General features: G+C 59.5%; 21 protein-coding genes. 11 read left to right on the top strand and 10 right to left on the bottom strand.

Annotated elements, in window-relative coordinates; translation table 11 throughout:
- The coding region (locus PMI34_RS11805; protein WP_008050797.1) for a carbon starvation CstA family protein at positions 1 to 440 on the bottom strand (440 nt) is incomplete at its 3' end.
- A gap of 160 nt (positions 441 to 600) precedes the next feature.
- Here PMI34_RS11805 and PMI34_RS11810 point away from each other — a divergent pair.
- A complete protein-coding gene (locus PMI34_RS11810; RefSeq protein ID WP_008050796.1) occupies positions 601 to 969 on the top strand; it encodes a PilZ domain-containing protein in 369 nt (122 codons plus the stop codon).
- A 103-nt stretch (positions 970 to 1,072) separates the two neighbouring features.
- Here PMI34_RS11810 and radA read toward each other — a convergent pair whose 3' ends face one another.
- Positions 1,073 to 2,440, bottom strand: a complete 1,368-nt coding sequence (gene radA, locus PMI34_RS11815) for a DNA repair protein RadA (RefSeq protein WP_008004292.1) — start codon at positions 2,438 to 2,440, stop codon at positions 1,073 to 1,075.
- Positions 2,441 to 3,048: 608 nt separating this feature from the next.
- Here radA and mscL point away from each other — a divergent pair.
- Positions 3,049 to 3,462, top strand: coding sequence for a large-conductance mechanosensitive channel protein MscL (gene mscL / locus PMI34_RS11825; RefSeq protein ID WP_008050793.1), 414 nt, complete (start codon positions 3,049 to 3,051; stop codon positions 3,460 to 3,462).
- Positions 3,463 to 3,505: 43 nt separating this feature from the next.
- Here the strand turns inward: mscL and PMI34_RS11830 are convergent, their stop codons facing one another.
- Complete coding sequence (locus PMI34_RS11830; protein ID WP_008050791.1) at positions 3,506 to 4,282, bottom strand: ferredoxin--NADP reductase; 777 nt, start codon at positions 4,280 to 4,282, stop codon at positions 3,506 to 3,508.
- Between the two features lie 302 nt (positions 4,283 to 4,584).
- Between PMI34_RS11830 and PMI34_RS11835 the strand changes: the two genes are divergently transcribed.
- Together PMI34_RS11835 and PMI34_RS11840 are read left to right on the top strand one after the other, a co-directional pair.
- Positions 4,585 to 5,298 (top strand): autoinducer binding domain-containing protein, encoded by a 714-nt coding sequence (locus tag PMI34_RS11835; RefSeq protein ID WP_008050784.1) that lies wholly within the window; start codon positions 4,585 to 4,587, stop codon positions 5,296 to 5,298.
- A gap of 175 nt (positions 5,299 to 5,473) precedes the next feature.
- On the top strand, positions 5,474 to 6,598 hold the full coding sequence (locus PMI34_RS11840; protein ID WP_008050782.1) for a methyltransferase: 1,125 nt from the start codon (positions 5,474 to 5,476) through the stop codon (positions 6,596 to 6,598).
- Positions 6,599 to 6,662: 64 nt separating this feature from the next.
- Here the strand turns inward: PMI34_RS11840 and PMI34_RS28230 are convergent, their stop codons facing one another.
- From PMI34_RS28230 to PMI34_RS11850, 3 genes are all read right to left on the bottom strand, one after another.
- A complete protein-coding gene (locus PMI34_RS28230; RefSeq protein ID WP_007975773.1) occupies positions 6,663 to 6,830 on the bottom strand; it encodes a DUF2474 domain-containing protein in 168 nt (55 codons plus the stop codon).
- Positions 6,831 to 6,925: 95 nt separating this feature from the next.
- The gene (gene cydB, locus PMI34_RS11845; protein WP_008050781.1) at positions 6,926 to 7,933 is read right to left on the bottom strand and encodes a cytochrome d ubiquinol oxidase subunit II; all 1,008 of its coding nucleotides are present in this window, start codon (positions 7,931 to 7,933) and stop codon (positions 6,926 to 6,928) included.
- 3 nt (positions 7,934 to 7,936) lie between these two features.
- On the bottom strand, positions 7,937 to 9,373 hold the full coding sequence (locus tag PMI34_RS11850; protein ID WP_008050778.1) for a cytochrome ubiquinol oxidase subunit I: 1,437 nt from the start codon (positions 9,371 to 9,373) through the stop codon (positions 7,937 to 7,939).
- Between the two features lie 503 nt (positions 9,374 to 9,876).
- On the opposite strand from PMI34_RS11850, the gene PMI34_RS11855 reads away from it, so the two are divergent.
- Positions 9,877 to 11,127, top strand: a complete 1,251-nt coding sequence (locus PMI34_RS11855; protein WP_008050777.1) for an MFS transporter — start codon at positions 9,877 to 9,879, stop codon at positions 11,125 to 11,127.
- 5 nt (positions 11,128 to 11,132) lie between these two features.
- Here the strand turns inward: PMI34_RS11855 and PMI34_RS11860 are convergent, their stop codons facing one another.
- Both PMI34_RS11860 and PMI34_RS11865 read right to left on the bottom strand, forming a co-directional pair.
- Entirely contained in the window at positions 11,133 to 11,684 is a 552-nt protein-coding gene (locus tag PMI34_RS11860) for a DJ-1 family glyoxalase III (RefSeq protein ID WP_008050775.1), read from the bottom strand.
- A 68-nt stretch (positions 11,685 to 11,752) separates the two neighbouring features.
- Positions 11,753 to 12,199, bottom strand: coding sequence for a DUF4879 domain-containing protein (locus PMI34_RS11865; protein ID WP_008050773.1), 447 nt, complete (start codon positions 12,197 to 12,199; stop codon positions 11,753 to 11,755).
- Positions 12,200 to 12,422: 223 nt separating this feature from the next.
- Between PMI34_RS11865 and PMI34_RS11870 the strand changes: the two genes are divergently transcribed.
- The 5 genes from PMI34_RS11870 to PMI34_RS11890 all read left to right on the top strand — a co-directional run bounded on the left by PMI34_RS11870 (position 12,423) and on the right by PMI34_RS11890 (position 17,260).
- Positions 12,423 to 13,718, top strand: a complete 1,296-nt coding sequence (locus tag PMI34_RS11870; protein ID WP_008050771.1) for an NCS2 family permease — start codon at positions 12,423 to 12,425, stop codon at positions 13,716 to 13,718.
- Entirely contained in the window at positions 13,715 to 14,794 is a 1,080-nt protein-coding gene (gene trmA / locus PMI34_RS11875; protein ID WP_008050770.1) for a tRNA (uridine(54)-C5)-methyltransferase TrmA, read from the top strand. The genes PMI34_RS11870 and trmA overlap by 4 nt, the downstream gene beginning before the upstream one ends.
- Before the next feature lie 113 nt (positions 14,795 to 14,907).
- Positions 14,908 to 15,819, top strand: coding sequence for a LysR family transcriptional regulator (locus PMI34_RS11880; RefSeq protein WP_008050769.1), 912 nt, complete (start codon positions 14,908 to 14,910; stop codon positions 15,817 to 15,819).
- A 140-nt stretch (positions 15,820 to 15,959) separates the two neighbouring features.
- Positions 15,960 to 16,400, top strand: coding sequence for a type II 3-dehydroquinate dehydratase (gene aroQ / locus PMI34_RS11885; RefSeq protein ID WP_008050768.1), 441 nt, complete (start codon positions 15,960 to 15,962; stop codon positions 16,398 to 16,400).
- A 5-nt stretch (positions 16,401 to 16,405) separates the two neighbouring features.
- Entirely contained in the window at positions 16,406 to 17,260 is an 855-nt protein-coding gene (locus PMI34_RS11890; RefSeq protein ID WP_008050767.1) for a shikimate dehydrogenase, read from the top strand.
- 55 nt (positions 17,261 to 17,315) lie between these two features.
- On the opposite strand, the gene PMI34_RS11895 is transcribed toward PMI34_RS11890, so the two are convergent.
- Entirely contained in the window at positions 17,316 to 17,993 is a 678-nt protein-coding gene (locus PMI34_RS11895; protein WP_008050766.1) for a TetR family transcriptional regulator, read from the bottom strand.
- A 102-nt stretch (positions 17,994 to 18,095) separates the two neighbouring features.
- A complete protein-coding gene (gene quiC, locus PMI34_RS11900) occupies positions 18,096 to 19,997 on the bottom strand; it encodes a 3-dehydroshikimate dehydratase QuiC (protein ID WP_008050765.1) in 1,902 nt (633 codons plus the stop codon).
- Positions 19,998 to 20,267: 270 nt separating this feature from the next.
- Here quiC and PMI34_RS11905 point away from each other — a divergent pair, with 270 nt between their 5' ends.
- Positions 20,268 to 21,605: an MFS transporter gene (locus tag PMI34_RS11905; protein ID WP_008050764.1), complete on the top strand. Its 1,338-nt coding sequence runs from the start codon at positions 20,268 to 20,270 to the stop codon at positions 21,603 to 21,605.
- Positions 21,606 to 21,694 lie beyond the last annotated feature (89 nt).

Below are 21,694 nucleotides of genomic sequence, written 5' to 3'. Positions count from 1 at the left end.
CCGTTGCGGCGGGTGGACATGAACAGGACCATGAAGTCCTGAACGGCACCGGCCAGCACCACACCGGCAATCAGCCACAGCGTGCCGGGCAGGTAGCCCATCTGCGCCGCCAATACCGGACCGACCAAAGGCCCCGCGCCGGCAATGGCCGCGAAGTGGTGACCGAAAAGAATGTGCTTGTTGGTTGGAACGTAGTCCAGACCGTCATTGTTGAGCACAGCGGGAGTGGCCCGTCGCGCATCGAGTTGCATGACATTGTTAGCGATGAACAGACTGTAGTAGCGGTAGGCGACCAGATAGATGGCCACGGCAGCGACCACAATCCACAAGGCGTTGATTGCCTCGCCTCGGCGCAATGCCACTACACCCAGGGCGCACGCACCTACGATTGCCAGCACCAGCCAAGGCAAATGGCGTAGCGGGCTATTATTATTTTTCATTTTATTATTCCAGCCAGAGTGGACAAGAAAGAAAGCCACCCCGAGTTTAGCGTTCCTGACGGCAAAGACCATACCCCGACATTGGTCTAGACACCTGCACGCGCTGGCAGCCTTTGATCATGCGGGTCTATAGTCAGCGTACATTTCCGAGGATCGTGCCATGAGCGAGCACCCTGCCGAACGTCGCCGTTTCAAACGTATTGCGTTCGATGCCCGAACCGAGCTGAGCCAGGGTGAGTCCACGTGGCCGGTGAAGTTGATCGACCTGTCGCTCAAGGGCTTGCTGATCGAACGACCCGATCCGTGGCTGGGCAATCCAGAGCAGGATTTTCTGGTCGACATTCATCTGAGCGAAGAGGCCGACATCACCATGGATGTGCAATTGGCCCACGATGACCATGGCCAGCTCGGCTTTGTCTGCCTGCACATCAGCCTGGAGTCCATCGAGCGCCTGCGGCGATTGATCGAGCTCAACCTCGCTGATCCGCAGGAGCTGGAGCGAGAACTCGGTGCCCTGATCGAGATCTGAACGTACTTCTGTGTAGGAGCTGCCGCAGGCTGCGATCTTTTGATCTTGCATTTTCAAGATCAAAAGATCGCAGCCTGCGGCAGCTCCTACAGGGAGACAGGCGTTATTCGAAGAGTGCGTCGAGGGCCTGTTCCAGCCGGGTCACGGCAATGATCTGCAACCCGGCCGGCGCCTCCTTCGGCGCATTGCCCTTGGGCACGATGGCCCGCTTGAAGCCGTGCTTGGCGGCCTCCTTCAATCGCTCCTGACCGCTCGGCACCGGACGCACCTCACCAGAAAGCCCGACTTCTCCGAACACCAGCAGATCGTGGGGCAACGGCCGGTTGCGCAAGCTGGACATCACCGCCGCCATCAGTGCCAGGTCGGACGCCGTTTCCAGCACCTTGACCCCGCCGACCACGTTGAGAAACACGTCCTGGTCGTGGGTCGGAATGCCACCGTGACGGTGCAGTACCGCCAGCAACATCGCCAGCCGGTTCTGATCCAGCCCCAGCGTGACCCGACGCGGGTTGGCCAGGTGACTGTCGTCCACCAGCGCCTGTACCTCCACCAGCATCGGCCGCGTGCCTTCCCAGGTTGCCATCACCACGCTACCCGGAACTTCTTCCTGGGCACGGGTCAGAAAAATCGCCGAAGGGTTGGAGACTTCTTTCAGGCCCTTGTCGGTCATGCCGAACACGCCCAGTTCATTGACTGCTCCGAAACGGTTCTTCACCGCCCGCAGCAGACGCAGGCGCCCGTCGGACTCGCCTTCGAAATACAGCACGGTGTCGACCATGTGTTCCAGCACCCGAGGGCCAGCCAGCGCGCCTTCCTTGGTGACGTGGCCCACCAGGAAAATCGCCGTACCGCTCTGTTTCGCATAACGCACCAGCAACGCCGCGCTTTCACGCACCTGGGATACACCGCCCGGTGCCGATTGCAGTTGCTCGGTAAAGATCGTCTGGATCGAGTCGATCACCATCACCTTGGGCTTTTCCTGACGGGCCGTGGCAATGATGGCTTCGATGCAGGTTTCGGTCATGACCCGCAGTTGATCCTGAGGCAACCCCAGGCGTCGTGCACGCATGGCCACTTGCTGCTGGGACTCTTCACCGGTGACGTACAGTGCCGGCATGCTCTTGGCGAGGTTGCACAAGGTTTGCAACAGAATGGTCGACTTGCCAATGCCAGGGTCGCCACCGATCAGCACCACCGAGCCATCCACCAGACCGCCCCCCAGAACCCGGTCGAGCTCGCTGGAAGCGGTGGAGAAACGCGGAATTTCTTCGACACTGACTTCGGCCAGGGTCTTGATCTGCGCCTGCTGGCCGGCCCAGCCGGTACGACCGCTGGGGGCGGCTGCCCCACCACTTTCCACCATGGTTTCGGTAAGCGTGTTCCAGGCCCCGCACTCACCGCACTGGCCGGCCCATTTGGGGAAGGTTGAGCCGCACTCGGTGCAGCCGTACATGCGCTTGGCCTTGGCCATCGGAACCCCCGGAAAAAAACGCGATGATAGCTCAGCTGAGGCATGCGAGTGCGGCCAGATATTTTGTAACCTCTTTGATGATTACAAATTGCCTTATTACATTCGTGCTTTTATTGAAATACGACCGCTATACAAAAACCTTGTATAAGTTTTTATCCAACACGCTCAACAAACACTTGAGACACGCCTTACTGCCCCTTAAAAACCTGTACAAGCTTTAATCATTTACACACCCAATGCATAACTTCAAAAAAACTCACACAAAGCACGCCCCAAACTAACGAAACAGTTAACAGCGTTGCAGCCGCAATCAATTTTCAATACCGATTTTTTGTTTAACAATTACCCGAACCATTTCAACATCGCAACTCAAGGATGGTCCTTCAACCTGATTCGCTCACACAAGCCAAGTCATATCGCTGAAAAAAGAGCCGTAGGTGAACCGCCGCAGACGGGCTGGCTGGTCCACAGATGAAATCAATCGGTGAGTTTTCCATGAGCACCCGGATCGATTGCCGGCAAGCACGGCAGGCCGTTGATTCGAGCAGAATGCGATTGGCTGATTTACACTGCGTTCATCAACCTCATCTGTAACAAGGAAATAACCTATGGGCGTGCTAAACGAGTTCAAGGCCTTCGCGGTCAAAGGCAACGTGGTCGACATGGCCGTCGGCATCATCATCGGTGCGGCCTTCGGCAAGATCGTCACATCGTTTGTCGGTGACCTGGTCATGCCGCCAATCGGGATGCTGATTGGTGGCGTGGACTTCAGTGATCTGGCCATAACGCTCAAGGCAGCAGAGGGTGCGACGCCGGCGGTGGTGCTGGCCTATGGCAAATTCATCCAGACCATCATCGACTTCATCATCGTCGCCCTCGCGATCTTCATGGGCGTCAAGGCCATCAACCGCCTGAAGCGCGAAGAGGCCGTGGCCCCTAGCCTGCCGCCGGTTCCAACCAAGGAAGAAGAGTTGCTGGGTGAGATTCGCGACTTGCTCAAGGTCCAGAACAACCGGCCTTGACGGCATTAGCATAAAAAACGGCGCCTACGAGGCGCCGTTTTTTTTACCAGAAGTTTTCCACCGCCACCTGGCCGGGCCGCCGGCTGAGGCTCAAGTGCATGTCCCGCTGTTTAAGCAGCTTGCGCGTGTCATCGATCATCTGCGGATTGCCACACAGCATGACCCGAGAATGCTCAGGGGTCAGCGCAACACCCGCGGCGCGCTCCAGTTCGCCGTTTTCGATCAGCGTGGTGATCCGCCCGTTCAATGACCCGGGATGCCGCTCACGAGTGACCGTGGTGATCAACTGCAGTTTATGGGCGTACTCCGCCAGATACTCACGCTTGGCCAGCCCTGCGATCAGTTCCTGATAAGCCAGTTCCCGGGCTTCGCGAACGCTGTAGACCAGGATGATCCGCTCGAATCGCTCCCAGACTTCGAAATCCTGAAGTATCGACAGGAACGGCGCGATGCCCGTGCCTGTGGATAACAACCACAGATCACGCCCATCGACGAACCGGTCCAGCGTCAGGTAACCGAAGGCCTGGCGGTCGACCAGCAATGCATCGCCAACCCCCAGCCGGCTCAGTTCGCTGGTGAACTCACCGCCCGGTACGACAATGGAAAAGAACTCGAGGAACTCGTCATAGGGCGAGGACACCATGGAGTAGGCGCGCCACACCGTGCTGCCGTCAGCCTTGGTGGCACCCAATCGGGCAAACTGCCCCGCCCGAAACCGAAACCCGGCATTGCGGGTGGCACGCAAGGTAAACAGGCTCGGGGTCAGGGGATGAACCTCGAACAAGGTCTGTCGGGTAAACTTTTCTTCACTGACGGACATGGAAGGCTCCAATCGAAAGATACCCCAGTGTCCCGCAAAGAAAGCAGCGTAACCACCGACAATTTGTAGTGGTATTAACAAGCACTACTGATCGTTTATTAGATGCGGCGTACAACCATGATTATAAAATGACATATGGCATTTCATAACTCATCTATCGCCTAAGAACCTGAACCACACTTTTTCAACAGTCAAAAGAGCAAAATTGTCGAACCGCTTCCGTAAGAACTGTCCTACACTCCGTGACGTGCCGTATTTCGGATCCGATATTGCACCTGGACAACAGACATGGAGATCACTGTATGGAGATCTGGAAGGAGTCACAGCTCAATCATTTGGCGCACACGCAAGAGATCAATACGGCCTATCGAATCGCACTCAACTTCGTTAGAAACCTTGGATATAAATTTTGTGGTTTTTCAATTACTTCGAACTCAGTCGGGGCCGAAGCCAGTACGGTAAACCTGAACAATTTCCCCCATGAGTGGAATTTTCAATATAAAAAAAACAGCACCGCACAAATAGACCCAATAGTGGCGCACTGCAATCACTCAATGTTGCCTGTTCTCTGGAGTGAAGAGCTTTTTTCCAGGACGCCATGGCTATGGCAGTTGCTGCAGCAACAAGGCTTGCAGCATGGCTGGTCCCAGGCGATCCACGATGAGGAAAGCGGTCTGCGCAGTATCCTCAGCCTGGCCAGAAGTCATTGCCCGATTTCAGCCTTTGAGCTCTATGAGCATCTTGGATTCTCGGTGTTCATCAGTCGCCATTTGCACGCTCTGGCGATCGGAATGCAAGCGAGAAAACCGGCTTGCCCCCAGGCTCCCCCCTTGTCACGGCGGGAACTCGAAGTATTGAAACTGTCGGCCGATGGCAAGACGGCCTATGAAATTTCCAGGATCCTCAGTTTGAGTGAACGCACCGTCAACTTTCATGTGCATAGGACTATCGAGAAGTTCGGCGTCAATAACAAGATTGCGGCAGTCATCGCCGCGGCCCGGTCCGGAGCCATCTGAAAACGCCCGATTGCGGGAAAACCTGCGGGTAATCCAGTCAAAAAAAACGTACCATTTGCGGTCCTTCCTGAGTGATGGCGTGTAGACCTGCACGACGCAGTACACTCGGACAGCTCCGCCCGCTCCAACGCCTTCGGGCAGCGGGACATCCGTTGATTACCCAGAGCCCCGCCCCATGCCTTTGCTCGAAACACCCTTCGCCAGCCTCGACCTGATCCGCCAGCCCGAACAGCAGAACGAACCACTGCAAGCTTTCGATGCAGCCGATGAATACCTGCTCAATCATCTGGCCGAACAACAGCCAGCGTCGGACACCCGGGTGTTGGTGCTCAATGACAGTTTCGGCGCATTGGCGGCCAGCCTGGCAGGCAAGGTGCGGGTGGTCAGCAGCGGTGATTCGTTCCTGGCTTTGCAGGGTCTGGAAAAGAACCTGGTGCGCAACGGCCTGGCCTTTGATGCAGTGCCGAGCGTACCCGCCAGCGAAACCCCAGCCGGGCCGTTCGACTGCGTACTCATCCGTGTACCGAAAACCCTGGCCCTGCTGGAAGAACAACTGATCCGCCTGCAAGGCCAACTGGCACCCGGCGCCCAAGTGGTTGCCGCCGCCATGATCAAGCATCTGCCCCGAGCGGCGGGCGACTTGCTGGAGCGTTACATCGGCCCCGTGCAAGCCTCGTTGGCGGTGAAGAAGGCGCGGCTGTTGATTGCCACGGCTCAGGACAAAACGCCAGCGGTGTCGCCTTACCCAACGCGATACAGACTCGACGAACCGGCTATCGAACTGCTCAACCACGCCAATGTGTTTTGCCGCGAAGGCCTCGACATCGGCACCCGGGCATTTTTGCCACACCTGCCGAAAAACCTCGGTTCGGCGCGGGTCGCCGATCTCGGTTGCGGCAACGGCGTCCTGGCCATCGCCAGCGCCTTGCAAAACCCCGAGGCCCACTACACGCTGGTGGACGAGTCGTTCATGGCGGTGCAATCGGCGTCCGAGAACTGGCGCGCAGCCTTGGGTGAACGGGAGGTGATCGTGCGCGCCGGTGATGGCCTGGCCGGCCAGGAACCGCAATCGCTTGACGTCGTGCTGTGCAATCCACCGTTTCACCAGCAACAGGTGGTGGGCGACTTCCTGGCCTGGCGGATGTTCCAGCAGGCCCGCGAAGCACTGGTCGTGGGCGGCGCGCTGTACATCGTCGGCAATCGTCACCTGGGCTATCACAGCAAGCTGGCGCGATTGTTCCGTGGCGTAGAGCAAGTGGCGGCCAATCCGAAATTCGTGATCCTCAAGGCGCGCAAGTAACAGGCAAAAAAAACCCTCCGGTCGGAGGGTTGTAAATCCGTGTCCTGAGGCCACGGGAGAGATGTCAGTGCGTGGTCAGGCCGGCAGCGTTCATGAACAGACGCATCAGGCTGGCGACGATGAACAAGGCACCCACGCTGCCGACCCAGATCAGGGCCAACCAGCCGAGCCGCTGCCACAGCGGCTTTTTTTCGGCTTCTTCAATGTCGTGCAGGGAATGTTTGGCAGCCATAACGTCAATCCTCTTCAAGATCGATGGCGTCGCATCCGACGCCATCGTCGGAGCGCCGCCCGGATCAAGCTCGCTCCTACAGGTTTTCTATAAGGCTAGTGGTAACCGTCTTCATGGGTGACCTTGCCGCGGAACACGTAGTAGCTCCAGAAGGTATAGCCCAGGATGAACGGGATGATGAACAGCGTACCCACCAGCATGAAGCCCTGGCTTTGCGGCGGCGCGGCGGCGTCCCAGATCGAGATCGACGGCGGGATGATGTTCGGCCACAGGCTGATGCCCAGCCCGCTGTAACCGAGGAAGATCAGCACCAGGGTCAGCAGGAACGGCGTGTAGTGCGCGTTGCGGGCCACGGCACGGATCAGGCCGTACATCGTCACCAGCACCAGAATCGGCACCGGCATGAACCAGAACAGGTTTGGCATGGTGAACCAGCGTGCGGCGATATCCGTGTGGGCCAACGGGGTCCAGATGCTGACGATGCCGATCACCGCCAGCAGCACGAAGGCCAATGGCCGTGCCAGGTCATGCATCTGTTCCTGCAATTTGCCTTCGGTCTTCATGATCAGCCAGGTGCAACCGAGCAGGGCATAGGCCACCACCAGCGCCGCACCACAGAACATCGTGAACGGTGTCAGCCAGTCCAGTGAACCACCGGCGAACTGCCGATTGACCACAGGCAGCCCGTCGATGAACGCGCCGAGCGCAACGCCCTGGAAGAAAGTCGCAGTGAGCGAGCCACCGATGAACGCCTTGTCCCACAGGTGGCGCTTGTCGTCCCTGGCCTTGAAGCGGAACTCGAAGGCCACGCCGCGAAAGATCAACCCGATCAACATCAGGATCAGCGGCAGGTACAACGCCGAGAGCACCACCGAATAGGCCAGCGGAAAGGCACCGAACAACGCCGCGCCCCCCAACACCAGCCAGGTCTCGTTGCCGTCCCAGACCGGGGCGACGGTGTTCATCATCACATCGCGATCGGTCTTGCCCGGAATGAACGGGAAGAGAATGCCGATGCCCAGGTCGAAACCGTCCATGACCACGTACATCATGATGCCGAAGATGATGATCACAGCCCAGATCAGCGGAAGATCAATACCCATGATTCAAATCTCCTTGGTCAGGCTGTGGCCGGCATCGGCGTGATCGTCGTCGGCTGCGGACAACGGCCGGGCCGGTGTGCGTTTCTGGCCGGGGCCACCGTCGTTGGTTTCCTTGCCTTCGTCGATCTTCGGCCCCTTGCGCACCAGGCGCATCATGTAGCCAAGACCGGCGCCAAACAGCGCGAAATACACTACGACAAACAGAATCAGGGTGATGCTCATCTGCATGAAACTATGGTTGGACGACGCATCCGCCGTACGCATCAGGCCATAGACCACCCACGGCTGACGGCCGATTTCCGTAGTGAACCAGCCGGCGAGGATCGCGATCAGACCGGACGGCCCCATCCACAGCGCCAGGTACAGGAAAGGCCGCGAGGTGTAGAGGGTGTCACGCTTGCGCAGCCACAAACTCCACAAACCGGTGAAGATCATCAGCATGCCCAGGCCGACCATGATCCGGAACGACCAGAACACGATGGTCGAATTCGGCCGGTCTTCAGGCGGGAACTCCTTGAGCGCCGGCACCTGCTTGTCCAGGGAGTGCGTGAGGATCAGACTGCCCAGATACGGGATCTCGACGGCAAACCTGGTTTTTTCCTCCTTCATGTCCGGCCAGCCGAACAGAATCAGCGGAGTCGCCTCGTCGCCCTTGTTTTCCCAGTGGCCCTCGATCGCGGCGATTTTCGCCGGCTGATGCTTGAGCGTGTTCAGACCATGGAAATCACCGATGACCGCCTGGATCGGCGCAACTATCAATGCCATCCACATGGCCATCGAGAGCATTTTGCGGATCGCCGGGTTGTCCTTGCCGCGCAGCAAATGCCAGGCCGCGGAGGAGCCGACGAAGAAGGCCGTGGCGACGAAGGCTGCGGTGGCCATGTGCATCAGGCGATACGGGAACGAGGGGTTGAAGATAACCGCCAACCAGTCGGTGGGGATGACCTGACCGTTGACGATCTCGAAGCCCTGCGGGGTCTGCATCCAGCTGTTGGACGCGAGAATCCAGAAGGTCGAGATCAACGTACCGATGGCCACCATCACGGTGGCGAAAAAGTGCAGCCCACGCCCGACCTTGTTCCAGCCAAACAGCATGACGCCCAGGAACCCGGCTTCGAGGAAGAATGCCGTAAGTACCTCATAGGTCAGCAACGGCCCGGTCACGGAACCGGCGAAGTCCGAGAAGCGGCTCCAGTTGGTGCCGAACTGGTAGGCCATTACCAGGCCGGAAACCACCCCCATGCCGAAGTTGACGGCAAAGATCTTCGACCAGAAATGGTAGAGGTCACGGTAAGTGTCGTTATGGGTTTTCAGCCACAGGCCTTCGAGTACCGCCAGGTAACTCGCCAGGCCGATGGTGATGGCCGGAAACAGGATGTGGAACGAGATGGTGAACGCGAACTGAATTCGGGCGAGATCAAGTGCCTCTAAACCGAACATAAGTCTTCCTCTGTCAGGTAGTACGGCTGCTGGCTGGAAGCCTGCACCCACGGCCCCCACGGATATGGAGTGTGGCGAATCTCTGTTTGTTCTTTTTTTGCACGCATCACAACGCAGGGAGTCTGGCCTTGCGGCCGCCGGATCAATTCCTTTTGTGGGTTTTGATCTGGATCAATCAACGTTGAAAGAGTAGTCCCAATTTCGGGGATGAACCGCGTGGTCTATTGCCGCGTGACAAGTTGCCTCATGGCTTTTGTCATCGACTGCAACACATTCCCTGTGGGAGCGGCGGTGCGACGATTCGACTTGCTCGCGAAAGCGGAGTGTCAGTCGATATCTTATGTCGAATGTACCGCCCTATTCGCGGGCAAGCCCGCTCCCACAGTTAATGGCAGTGTTCTCGATATCGATGTCTGGCTAACTAAATTTTTTGTCATGGCAACTTCTTGTTACAGGTTGGTGATAATCTCGTTGTTCCCCCTCTCCCCCAGATCTTCCCGCAGATGCCCAGCCAAGAGCCCTTGCTGTTACGTCACCATCGCCCTTTTCTCGCGTTCTGGCTGGCCCGGGTATTTACCGCCAGCGGCTTCCAGATGCTCACCGTGGCCATCGGCTGGAACCTGTACCAATTGACCGGCAACGTGCTCGACCTGGGTCTGGTCGGCTTGGTCGAGTTCGCCCCGCGCGTGCTGTTCATGCTGCACACCGGGCACGTCGCCGACCGCTATGACCGGCGCAAGGTCGCGGCGATCTGCCAGTCCTTGCAGGCATTGATCGCCCTGTCGTTGGCCATCGGTAGCGCCACCGATCATGTCACCCGGGAAATGATCTTTATCCTGGCCTTCCTGCTCGGTGCCGCTCGCTCCTTTGAAATGCCCACCACCCAGGCCCTGCTGCCAAGCATCGTGCCCAGCGCGCTGTTTCCCCGTGCGGTCGCCGCCGCGCAATCGGCTCAGCAATCGGCCACCATCGTCGCCCCGGCCCTCGGCGGTTTGCTCTACGCCTTCGGCAGCGTCTGGGTGTATGGCCCGACGGTGCTTTTGTATGTCATCGCCTGTTCGCTGATGCTCAACCTGCCGGCCCGGCAAACCCCGCTGAACAAGGGCAAGGCCACTCTGGATTCGCTGCTGGCGGGTATTCGCTTCATCCGCAGTCGTCCGGACATTCTCGGGGCGATTTCCCTCGATCTGTTTGCGGTGCTATTGGGTGGCGCCACGGCGCTGCTGCCGGTGTTCGCCAAGGACATTCTGCTGACCGGCCCGTGGGGGCTTGGCCTGCTGCGCTCGGCGCCGGCGGTGGGCGCGCTGCTGATGTCGCTGTTCCTGGCGCGGTTTGCCGTGGAGCGCAACGTCGGGCGGGTGATGTTCACCGCCGTGGGCATCTTCGGCGTGGCAACCATCGCCTTCGGCCTGTCGACCTCGTTCTGGTTTTCCCTGGCGGTGTTGGTGGTGTTGGGCGCGGCAGACATGATCAGCATGGTGATCCGCGCCTCGTTCGTTCAACTGGAAACCCCGGACGAAATGCGTGGCCGGGTCAGCGCCGTCAATGGCCTGTTCATCGGTGCCTCGAACCAGTTGGGCGAATTCGAATCGGGCCTGACTGCCCACTGGTTCGGCACCGTGCCCGCCGTGGTCATGGGCGGGATCGGCACGCTGGTGGTGACCGGGGTGTGGGTCAAACTGTTCCCGACACTGGCCAGCCGCGATCGCATGCACGTGGCTAAAGATGAAGAAAAGGAAGAGGCGAAAGTCTAAACAGGCTAAACCAACAACTCCCCCGCCACCGCTGCACGTGTGGCTTTTCCGCAGAGTTGCTCCACCAGCGCCAGGGCAAATGCCAATGCACCAGCCGAGCCCTGGGCGGTGATGCAATTGCCATCGACTACCACCGGTTGATCGACGAAGTTACAGCCCAACAGTTGATGGCTGGCCGATGGCAGACAGGTCATGCGCCGTTGACGCAAAACGCCAAAGGCTTGCAGTGCCACAGCGGGCGCTTCGGCGATGCCGGCGAACAGGCGACCGGCCGCCGCCTGATCCTTGATCAATTGTTGCAGGGGTTGGTGGGCTGCCAGGTGCTGCGAACCCACCGCACCACCGGGCAAGGCAATCAGGTCGAAGGGTTGCGCCAGCAAGTCCACCAGCATCGCATCGGACGTCAGGCGAGTGCCGCGGGCGCATGTGAGCATGCGTCGCCCTTCGATACTGGCCACCACCACTTCCACTTTGGCGCGGCGCAGTACGTCGATCAGGGTCACGGTTTGCAGGTCGTCTGTGCCCTCGGCAAGGGCAATCAAGGCTCTAAAGGTCATCGGGTATTGTCCACGGAATGATCTTTTAAGCGTAGTCAGCTTTCCCGCCCCTTGTTCGGGGCGTGTGTTTACTTGATGTAAAGCTGCGTCGACATCGTGTTGCCGGGCGCGTTGATCGAGGTATTGCTGAAGGTCAGCGTGCCTTCCTGTTTGCCCGCCAGATCGAGGGCATACAAATAGCCGACGGTTTTTTCCCCGGGGGTGCAACTGGTCAGGTTGCCGTTCTTGAACGCGCAAACCGGTGTCCGTGTGCCATTCACTTCAAAACCGTCGAGGGCGACATGGGCCTCACGCCCGTACCCCACTTCCAGCACGTACACCATGATGTTCGGGCCGTTGTGATCGCAGCGCGTCCGGGTTTGCCCTTCGTCGATGTTCTCGACACCACAGGACGGCGACGCGACCTTGAGCACCTTCAATTGCGTCAGCGGCGGAGCCGAGGCCGCCATGGCCGCTTGAGCCCCGAGAAACAACGCCAACCCTACTCCGAAGGCAGCAACCAGACGCTTTTTCATGCAGGACCCACCTACCCCAAAAAACCAGCGCGCAGTATGGCGCACTTGGCTTTGTCGCAAAACATCGACGACGATCACCGCCATAAGCAGCCATATTCCCAAGCTACTGGTATGATGCGCGGCTTTTTCCGGCCCACAGTAATTTCCAGGCGCGTTCTGCTGCCTGTGCTTTGCTGTTGAGGTCGATACATTCACGGCGCCCGGCGCGCCACGGGGAGCAGACATGCTGGAAAGGCTGTTTCAACTCAAGGCACACAACACCAACGTGCGGACCGAGATTCTGGCGGGCGTCACGACCTTCTTGGCCATGGCCTACATTCTGTTCGTCAACCCGAGCATCCTCGGCGAAACCGGCATGGACAAGGGCGCGGTGTTCGTCGCCACCTGCCTGGCCGCCGCCATCGGCTCGACGACCATGGGCCTGATCGCCAACTACCCGATCGCCCTCGCGCCGGGCATGGGCCTGAACGCCTTCTTCACCTACACCGTGGTCCTGCACATGGGCCACACCTGGCAAGTGGCGCTGGGTGCGGTGTTCATCTCGGCGGTGTGCTTCTTCCTGCTGTCGATCTTCCGCATCCGTGAATGGATCATCAACAGCATCCCGCTGCCGCTGCGCTCGGCGATTGCTGCCGGTATCGGCCTGTTCCTGGCACTGATCGCCCTGCACAACGCCGGCATCGTGGTCAGCAACCCGGCGACCATGGTCGGCCTCGGTGACCTGAAACAACCGGCCCCGATCCTTGCCACCCTCGGCTTTGCCCTGATCGTTGCCCTCGAAGCCCTTGCCGTGCGCGGTGCGGTGCTGATCGGCATTCTGGTGGTGACCATCATTTCCATCGTGATGGGCTTCACCCCGTTCGGCGGCGTGATGTCGATGCCGCCGTCCCTGGCTCCGACCTTCCTGCAACTGGATATCAAGGGTGCACTGGACATCGGTCTGGTCAGCGTGATCTTCGCCTTCCTGTTCGTCGATCTATTCGACAACTCCGGCACCCTGATCGGTGTGGCCAAGCGCGCCGGTCTGATGCGCAAAGACGGTCACATGCCGAAAATGGGCCGTGCCCTGATCGCCGACAGCACCGCCGCCATGGCAGGTTCCCTGCTGGGCACTTCGACCACCACCAGCTACATCGAATCCGCCGCCGGCGTGAGTGCCGGTGGCCGCACCGGCCTGACCGCCATCGTGGTGGCGTTCCTGTTCCTGCTGGCGCTGTTCTTCTCGCCACTGGCCGCCAGCGTTCCGGCCTTCGCCACCGCGCCGGCACTGCTGTTCGTCGCCGTGCTGATGACATCCGGCCTGGCCGAAATAGACTGGGACGACATTACCGTCGCCGCGCCGGTGGTGATCACCGCGCTGGCAATGCCGTTCACTTACTCCATCGCCAATGGCATCGCCTTCGGTTTCATTTCCTGGACCGCCATCAAGCTGATGTCCGGTCGTGGCCGTGAGCTGAACCCGGCGCTGGTGATCCTGTCGATTCTGTTCGTGATCAAGCTGGGTTGGTTCAACGCATGACTTTTGATTCCCAGGCCTACGCCGTTCAGCTCGAAGAAAAGGTCACGCGTTTGCGTGACCTGCTGGCCCCATTCGATGCACCGGAGCCAGCCGTTTTCGATTCGCCGCTGAAAAACTTCCGCCTGCGCGCCGAGTTCCGCCTGTGGCGTGAGGCCGGCGAGCGTCATTACGCGATGTTTTCCCAGGAAGACAAACGCACGCCAATCCTGATCGAAGAGTTCCCGATTGCCAGCCTGCGCATCAACCAGTTGATGCCGCAGCTGAAGGCAGCGTGGCAAGCGAGCGCGCCCCTGAGCCACAAGCTGTTCCAGGTGGAGTTCCTGACCACTCTGGCCGGCGACGCGATGATCACCCTGTGCTATCACCGCCCTCTGGACGAGCACTGGCATGCGGCGGCGGCGAAACTGGCAGCGGACCTGAACGTCAGCATCATCGGCCGCTCCAAGGGCAAACGCGAAGTCATCGGTCACGATTACGTGGTCGAGAAGCTGGAAGTCGGCAGCCGCACCTTCAGCTATCGCCAGCCCGAAGGCGCGTTCACCCAGCCCAATGGCACGGTGAACCAGAAGATGCTCAACTGGGCATACGACGCGCTTGGCGATCGCAGTGACGATTTGCTGGAGCTGTATTGCGGCAACGGCAACTTCACCCTGCCCCTCGCCACCCGCGTGCGCAAAGTGCTGGCCACCGAAATCAGCAAGACCTCGGTCAACGCGGCATTGAGCAACCTCAGCGAAAATGCCGTGGATAACGTCACCCTGGTGCGTTTGTCCGCCGAAGAGCTGACCGAAGCCCTGAACGAAGTGCGCCCGTTTCGCCGCCTGCACGGCATCGACCTCAAGAGCTACGAGTTCGGCAGCGTGTTCGTCGACCCGCCCCGCGCCGGCATGGACCCGGACACCTGCGAGCTGACCCGGCGCTTCGACAATATCCTGTACATCTCCTGCAACCCGGAGACCCTGGCAGCCAACATCGCCCAACTGCACGACACCCACCGCATCACCCGATGCGCGATGTTCGACCAGTTCCCGTGGACCCATCACATGGAATCCGGGGTGATGCTGACCCGGCGTTGATTGCAAACGCCCCCACAAAAAAGCCGTCCTCGTGACGGTTTCTTTGTATTCGTGTGCGGGAGACTGATAAATACTGGGTCGGGTACTTCATCTGATCCCCGGTGTAATCAATCATGCAGCGACAATTCGACGATCTTCAGTTGGGCAGCATTGAGCTGTTTTGCCTGGCCGCCGAGGCCGGCAGTTTTACTGCCGCGGCGCTGGTGGCGGGTGTCACCCCCGCTGCCGTGAGCCGTTCAGTGTCGCGCATGGAGGAACGCCTGGGCGTGCGCCTGTTCGCGCGTACTACCCGCAGTGTGAAGCTGACCGACAGTGGCCGCCGCTATTACGAGGAGTGCCGCCTGGCCCTGGCGCAACTGATCGAGGCACAGCGCGAGGTGATGGGCCAGCAGCAAGTGCCATCCGGTACCTTGCGCATCAGTATTCCGACCACCTACGCGCATCATCGGATCCTGCCTTTGTTGCCCGAATTTCGGGCGCGCTATCCGGCGGTGAAGGTCGAGTCGCACATCAGCAATCGCAACATCGATTTCGTCGGCGAAGGCTACGACATGGCGATTCGCGTGCGAGCCATCCCTGACTCCGGCCTGATCGCCCGGCAGCTGGAAGATGCCGCCCTGGTGATGATCGCCAGCCCTGATTACCTGAAACGGGCCGGCACTCCACAAACCCTCGACGACCTCGAAAAACACGAATGCATTCAGTATGAATTGCCCAGCAGTGGCCGGCGCATTGCCTGGTTGTTCAACGATGAAGGCGTATCCCGGGAGATTCTGGCCGAGGGCGGCCTCAGTTGTTCCGACGATGTACTGGGCGGTGTCACCTTGGCCAAACACGGGGCGGGGTTGTTTCAGACCTATCGTTTTATCGTGGAAAAGGAACTGGCCGACGGCTCGCTGGTGGAAGTGCTCAAGCCCTATGGCGGGCGGTCGCGGCCGTTCACCTTGCTGTACCCGCAAAGTCGCCATGTACCGCTGCGCTTGAGGGCGTTCATTGATTTTCTGGTGGAACATTTGCCGCGCTGAACACCGAAAGTGTCCGATCACCGCACACAAACCGCTAGCGTGCCTTCACTTCAATTGACCGAATTAACTAGTTAGTACAATTTATCTCCACAGGCCGGGATCTTCGGCCGGTTCCAAAAATAATAAGTGGAGAGATTCCGATGTCCCCTATCGTTCTGGTGCTCAACGGCCCGAACCTGAACTTGCTCGGCACCCGTGAACCGGCGACTTACGGCCACGAAACCCTGGCAGACATTTCGGCCCTGTGCGCACGTACCGCCGAAGAATTCGGCCTGGCAGTGGAGTTTCGCCAGACCAACCATGAAGGCGAACTGCTCGACTGGATTCATGCCGCCCGTGCTCGCTGCGCCGGGATCGTCATCAACCCTGCCGCGTGGACCCACACCTCGGTCGCCATCCGCGACGCCTTGGTTGCCAGCGAACTGCCGGTGATCGAAGTCCATCTGTCCAACGTCCACGCCCGCGAGCCCTTCCGCCACCACTCGTTCGTATCCGCCATTGCAACGGCGGTGATGGCCGGTTTTGGCAGCCATGGCTATCGCCTGGCGCTGGAACACTTCAGCCATCGTTTGAAGGGGTGATCGCCGTGACTCAAAACCACGTGATACTGGCCGGGCTGATTGGCGCCGGCATCCAGGCGTCCCGCACACCGGCCATGCACGAGCATGAAGGCGATGCCCTGGGGCTGCGCTACCTCTATCGCCTGATTGATCTTGATCAGTTGAAACTCGACAGCAACGCCCTGCCCGACCTGTTGATGGCTGCCGAGCGCATGAACTACACCGGACTGAACATCACCTTTCCCTGCAAGCAGGCGATCATCCCGCTGCTCGACGAACTCTCGTCGCAGGCCCGCAGTATCGGTGCGGTCAACACGGTGGTACTCAAGGATGGCAAACGCATCGGCCACAACACCGACTGCCTGGGCTTTGCCGAAGGTTTTCGCCGGGGTCTGAAAGGCGTTGCCGTTGAACGTGTCGTACAGATGGGCGCCGGCGGCGCAGGCGCGGCGGTGGCCCACGCATTGTTGAGCGAAGGCGTACAACAGCTGAGCATTTTTGACGTGGACATCCGCCGCGCCCAGGATCTGGCTGACAATCTCAATCAGCATTTCGGCGTCGCTCGAGCGGTGGCCGGGTATGACCTGCCCGGCGCCATGGCCCAGGCTGACGGTCTGGTGAACACCACGCCGATGGGCATGAAAAAGCTGCCGGGCATGCCGGTGCCGGTCGAACTGCTGCGGGCCGAATTGTGGGTAGCGGAGATCGTTTACTTCCCACTGGAAACCGAACTGCTGCGCAACGCCCGCGCCCTCGGTTGCCGCACGCTGGACGGCGGCAACATGGCGGTGTTCCAGGCGGTGAAGGCGTTCGAGTTGTTCAGTGGCGTGGTGCCGGATGCCCAGCGGATGCTTGAGCATTTCCAGAGCATGAATGACTGAAAAGCTTCGCGGGCAAGCCACCCTCCCACAGGATCGGTGTTTGCCCGCGATGGATTCAGGCTTGCAGGTACCGCAGAACCGACTCGCAAATCATCTCCCGATGACGCTGCTTGATGCGTTCGTCCGGCAGGTCGATCTGAAAAATCTCACCAAAGGTGTGGCGGTTCGAGACGCGATAGAAGCAGAACGAACTGATCAGCAGATGCACATCCAGCGGATCAAGACCGGTACGGAACAGCCCTTGCTCGGCGCCGCGACGCAGAATCTCGCCCAGTGAATCGAGGATGGTGTTGTTCATCGCCTTGATCGCATCGGAGCGCTTCACGTACTCGGCGTTGTGAATGTTCTCGATACTGACGATACGCACGAAATCGACGTTGCGATCATGGTGATCGAAGGTGAACTCCACCAACCGCCGAATGGCTTCGACCGGCGCCAGTTCCGCCAGGTGCAGGCGATTTTCGGTGCTGCGGATATCGCCGTAGAGTTTCTCCAGCACCTCGACGTAGAGCTGTTCCTTACTGCCGAAGTAGTAATAGATCATGCGCTTGGAGGTGTGGATGCGCTCGGCGATGGCATCGACGCGAGCCCCGGAAAGCCCCTGCTGGACGAATTCGACAATCGCCTCCTGCAGGATGTTTTCGCGGGTCTTTTCCGGGTTGTTCTTGCGACTCTTGCGCGGCTCGGCACCAGGTTCTACGGAGGCTGCGGGGAGTTCTGAAGTCATTGTCATTGCGGGCTCACGGCCATCACTGCACAGGCTGGCGATTATGGGCCGCGCGGCACGGTGAAGGAAGCCGCGCGGCCCACGTTTAATCCCGCGTTTACGAATTACCTACAACTTCGCCTGGCGCAATGCGCCGCTACGGGATTTGGCCATGGCCGCCAGGCGCACCGCGACGTTGGCCGCGCCGTAGCCGGCATAACCGTTTTTACGCTGGATGATCTCGAAGAAGAATCGCCCCTCGAACGGCTCGGTGTACACATGAAACAGCTCACCGCCCTGGGCGTCGCGGTCGTACAACACATTGTAGTAGGCCAGTTCGCTGAGGAACTCGTCGTCGAAATCGAACCGTGCCGCCAGGTCATCGTAGTAGTTGAGCGGGATATCCAGCAGCGGCACGCCCGCCTCTTTTGCACGACTGACCTGGGCAAAGATGTCATCACAATCAAACGCGATGTGATGCACGCCGGAGCCGCGATAACTCGACAGCGCGTGTGAGATCGCGGTGTTGCGGTTTTCGGAAATGTTCAGTGGCAGACGGATCGAACTGTCCCGGCTGCGCAAGGCACGGCTCTTCACCAGACCATAAGGATCCGGCAGCACGACTTCATCGTCCGCCTCGAAATCCAGCAGACTCTTATAGAACAGCACCCAACTGTCGAGGCTGTCGGCCGGCAGCGCCATGGCCATGTGGTCGATGCGCTTGAGACCACCGCTAACCGGCGCATCCGCCAGCAGATTGAAGTCGGTGCCGTAGACGTCGGCATCCTGGTCCACCAGATAGATCAGGCTACCATCCGGCGCACGCACCGCCGCCAACTCCAGTTCATTGGGGCCGACCAGCCCGCGATAGGGCTGGCCCTTGTATGCCACGGCTCGGGCCAGCGCGCTGGCGCTGTCCTTGACCCGCACGGCGGTCGCGCACAGCGAAGGGCCATGGGCCTCAAAGAAACTGTGACCGAAGGAGTAAGGTTCAGAGTTGAGAATCAGATTGATATCGCCCTGGCGCATCAGGCTGACGCTCTTGGAACGATGCTGCCCGGCCTTGACGAAACCCAGTCGCTCCAGCCAATGGGCGAGCTTGGCGCCGAGGCTTTCGTCTACGGCAAACTCCAGAAACTCGATGCCGTTGTACTCACTGGCCTTGGGCGTTTCGAACAGAATCCCGGAGTTGACCGCTGGCTTGGTTTCCTGCACCAGACGCTCGCGGGTTTTCTCTTCCAGGTACAGCAACGAACGCAAACCGTCGGCGGCGTTGGCCCGTGGCGGCGCGGCGCGGAAACCGTCGTTGAAGATCTCCAGCGACAGCGGCCCGGTGTACCCGCTCTTGATGATCGGCGCGAGGAACCCCGGCAAGTCGAACTCACCCTGGCCCGGGAAGCAGCGAAAATGCCGGCTCCACTCCAGCACGTCCATGGCCAGGATCGGCGCGTCAGCCATTTGCACGAAGAAAATCTTGTCCCCGGAAATCTCGGCGATAGCGCTCGGATCGCCCTTGAGCGACAACGTGTGAAAACTGTCCAGCAACACGCCGAGACTTGGGTGATCGGCCTGACGCACGATGTTCCACACCTGTTGCCAGGTGTTCACATGCCGGCCCCAGGCCAGCGCTTCGTAACCGATGCGCAGGCCACGTGCCCCGGCGTGCTCAGCCAGCAGTCGCAAGTCGTCGACCAGAATCTGCTCATCACCGATGGACTCGGTCGAGGCGTTGCTGCATACCAGTACCAGGTCAGTGCCCAGTTCCTGCATCAGGTCGAACTTGCGCTCGGCGCGTTCCAGGTTGCGCGGCAGGCGATCGCGGCGGCAACCTTCGAAATCGCGGAACGGTTGAAACAGCGTGATGGCGATCCCGAGATCGGCGCACATCTGTTTAATTTCCCGTGGACTACCGTCGTAGTAGAGGAGGTCGTTCTCGAAAATCTCGACGCCGTCGAAACCGGCGGCGGCAATGGCTTCGAGTTTTTCCGGCAGGGTACCGCTCAAGGATACGGTGGCAATGGAACGCTGCATGTTTTCGGCTCCCGGTGGAGGCTTCGGCTACAGGGAATTTGCGCCGCTTTTAAAAGAGTGAGGGGATTATTGAGCCGGGTTGGCCTTTGGGCAATTTAAAGTGTACTACCCAGTTAGTTTTGTGTTCGATTATCGAACAAAATGGTAATTAGCGAATTGACGATTTTTTGTCCACTGCCCAACATCGTCCTCACATTAAGTCCGGACACGCAACACCGGTCGCGATGTCCAAAACACCAAATAACAAATTCAAAAAAACGGGTGGTACACATGATTCCTTCCCAAAGCTCACGCATGGCTCCGGCCATGAACGTCACTGCCGGTGGCATCGGCGACAAGATTCGCGGCGCCATGGCTGTCGGCAAAACCCGTTGGGGCATGCTGGCACTGGTGTTTTTCGCCACCACCCTGAACTACATCGACCGCGCCGCCCTGGGCGTGATGCAGCCAATCCTGGCCAAGGAAATGAGCTGGACGGCGATGGACTACGCCAACATCAACTTCTGGTTCCAGGTTGGTTACGCCATCGGTTTCGTGCTGCAAGGCCGCTTGATCGACCGGGTCGGCGTCAAGCGCGTGTTCTTCTGCGCGGTGCTGCTCTGGAGCCTGGCGACCGGAGCCCACGGCCTGGCCACTTCGGCGGTCGGTTTCATGGTTTGCCGATTCATCCTCGGCCTGACCGAAGCGGCCAACTACCCGGCCTGCGTGAAAACCACGCGCCTGTGGTTCCCGGCCGGTGAACGTGCGGTAGCCACCGGTATTTTCAATGCCGGGACCAACGTCGGCGCGATGTTCACGCCGATGCTGCTGCCACTGATCCTGCACGTCTGGGGCTGGCAAGCCGCGTTCCTGTGCATGGCATCACTGGGCGGGATCTGGCTGCTGTTCTGGGGCTTGAAGTACTTCAACCCGGAAGACCACCCGAGCGTCAAACAATCGGAGCTGGACTACATCCAGAAAGAAGTCGAACCGGAACAAACCCGCGTGCCGTTCTCGAAAATCCTGCGCATGCGCGGCACCTGGGCCTTCGCCCTCGCCTACTCGATCACTGCGCCAGTGTTCTGGTTCTACCTGTACTGGCTGCCGCCGTTCCTCAATCAGCAATACAACCTGGGCATCAACGTCACCCAGATGGGTATCCCGCTGATCATCATCTACCTCACTGCCGACTTCGGTAGCGTTGGCGGCGGCATCCTCTCCTCGTTCCTGATCGGTCGCGGCGTCAACCCGATCAAGGCGCGACTGATGTCCATGTTCCTGTTCGCCTGCTGCATCATCGGCGTGATCATGGCGGCCGGTTCCAGCAACCTGTGGGTCGCGGTAGCCGCCATCTCCCTGGCCATCGGCGCACACCAGGCCTGGACCGCGAACATCTGGAGCCTGGTGATGGACTACACGCCCAAGCACATGATGAGTACGGTGTTCGGCTTCGGCGGCATGTGCGCGGCGATTGGCGGAATGTTCATGACCCAACTGGTCGGCCACATCCTGACCATCACCAACAACAACTACACCGTGCTGTTCACCATGATTCCAGCGATGTACTTCATTGCACTGACCTGGATGTACTTCATGGCACCGCGCAAGATTCCGACCGTCACTGAGTAATACGCCCTACCACGTCAGGCCTGATTTCAGGCCTGACGCCTATTGCCAGTCAGTTAAGCAATTTCAGCCGCGACACCCTTTGTAGCAGC

This window comes from Pseudomonas sp. GM74 (assembly GCF_000282455.1).
Classification (GTDB): Bacteria; Pseudomonadota; Gammaproteobacteria; order Pseudomonadales; family Pseudomonadaceae; genus Aquipseudomonas.
Note: the sequence above shows the minus strand (reverse complement) of the source record. Positions and strands in the feature narration are given on the sequence as shown.

Coding starts and splice junctions, on each gene's coding strand:
- PMI34_RS11855 (WP_008050777.1), top strand. CDS start 9,877: ATGCCCAGCCAAGAGCCCTTGCTGTTACGTCACCATCGCCCTTTTCTC.
- PMI34_RS11860 (WP_008050775.1), bottom strand. CDS start 11,684: ATGACCTTTAGAGCCTTGATTGCCCTTGCCGAGGGCACAGACGACCTG.
- radA (WP_008004292.1), bottom strand. CDS start 2,440: ATGGCCAAGGCCAAGCGCATGTACGGCTGCACCGAGTGCGGCTCAACC.
- PMI34_RS11850 (WP_008050778.1), bottom strand. CDS start 9,373: ATGTTCGGTTTAGAGGCACTTGATCTCGCCCGAATTCAGTTCGCGTTC.
- mscL (WP_008050793.1), top strand. CDS start 3,049: ATGGGCGTGCTAAACGAGTTCAAGGCCTTCGCGGTCAAAGGCAACGTG.
- PMI34_RS11865 (WP_008050773.1), bottom strand. CDS start 12,199: ATGAAAAAGCGTCTGGTTGCTGCCTTCGGAGTAGGGTTGGCGTTGTTT.
- aroQ (WP_008050768.1), top strand. CDS start 15,960: ATGTCCCCTATCGTTCTGGTGCTCAACGGCCCGAACCTGAACTTGCTC.
- trmA (WP_008050770.1), top strand. CDS start 13,715: ATGACTTTTGATTCCCAGGCCTACGCCGTTCAGCTCGAAGAAAAGGTC.
- PMI34_RS11810 (WP_008050796.1), top strand. CDS start 601: ATGAGCGAGCACCCTGCCGAACGTCGCCGTTTCAAACGTATTGCGTTC.
- PMI34_RS11835 (WP_008050784.1), top strand. CDS start 4,585: ATGGAGATCTGGAAGGAGTCACAGCTCAATCATTTGGCGCACACGCAA.
- PMI34_RS11870 (WP_008050771.1), top strand. CDS start 12,423: ATGCTGGAAAGGCTGTTTCAACTCAAGGCACACAACACCAACGTGCGG.
- PMI34_RS11830 (WP_008050791.1), bottom strand. CDS start 4,282: ATGTCCGTCAGTGAAGAAAAGTTTACCCGACAGACCTTGTTCGAGGTT.
- PMI34_RS11880 (WP_008050769.1), top strand. CDS start 14,908: ATGCAGCGACAATTCGACGATCTTCAGTTGGGCAGCATTGAGCTGTTT.
- PMI34_RS11895 (WP_008050766.1), bottom strand. CDS start 17,993: ATGACAATGACTTCAGAACTCCCCGCAGCCTCCGTAGAACCTGGTGCC.
- cydB (WP_008050781.1), bottom strand. CDS start 7,933: ATGGGTATTGATCTTCCGCTGATCTGGGCTGTGATCATCATCTTCGGC.
- PMI34_RS11840 (WP_008050782.1), top strand. CDS start 5,474: ATGCCTTTGCTCGAAACACCCTTCGCCAGCCTCGACCTGATCCGCCAG.
- PMI34_RS28230 (WP_007975773.1), bottom strand. CDS start 6,830: ATGGCTGCCAAACATTCCCTGCACGACATTGAAGAAGCCGAAAAAAAG.
- PMI34_RS11905 (WP_008050764.1), top strand. CDS start 20,268: ATGATTCCTTCCCAAAGCTCACGCATGGCTCCGGCCATGAACGTCACT.
- quiC (WP_008050765.1), bottom strand. CDS start 19,997: ATGCAGCGTTCCATTGCCACCGTATCCTTGAGCGGTACCCTGCCGGAA.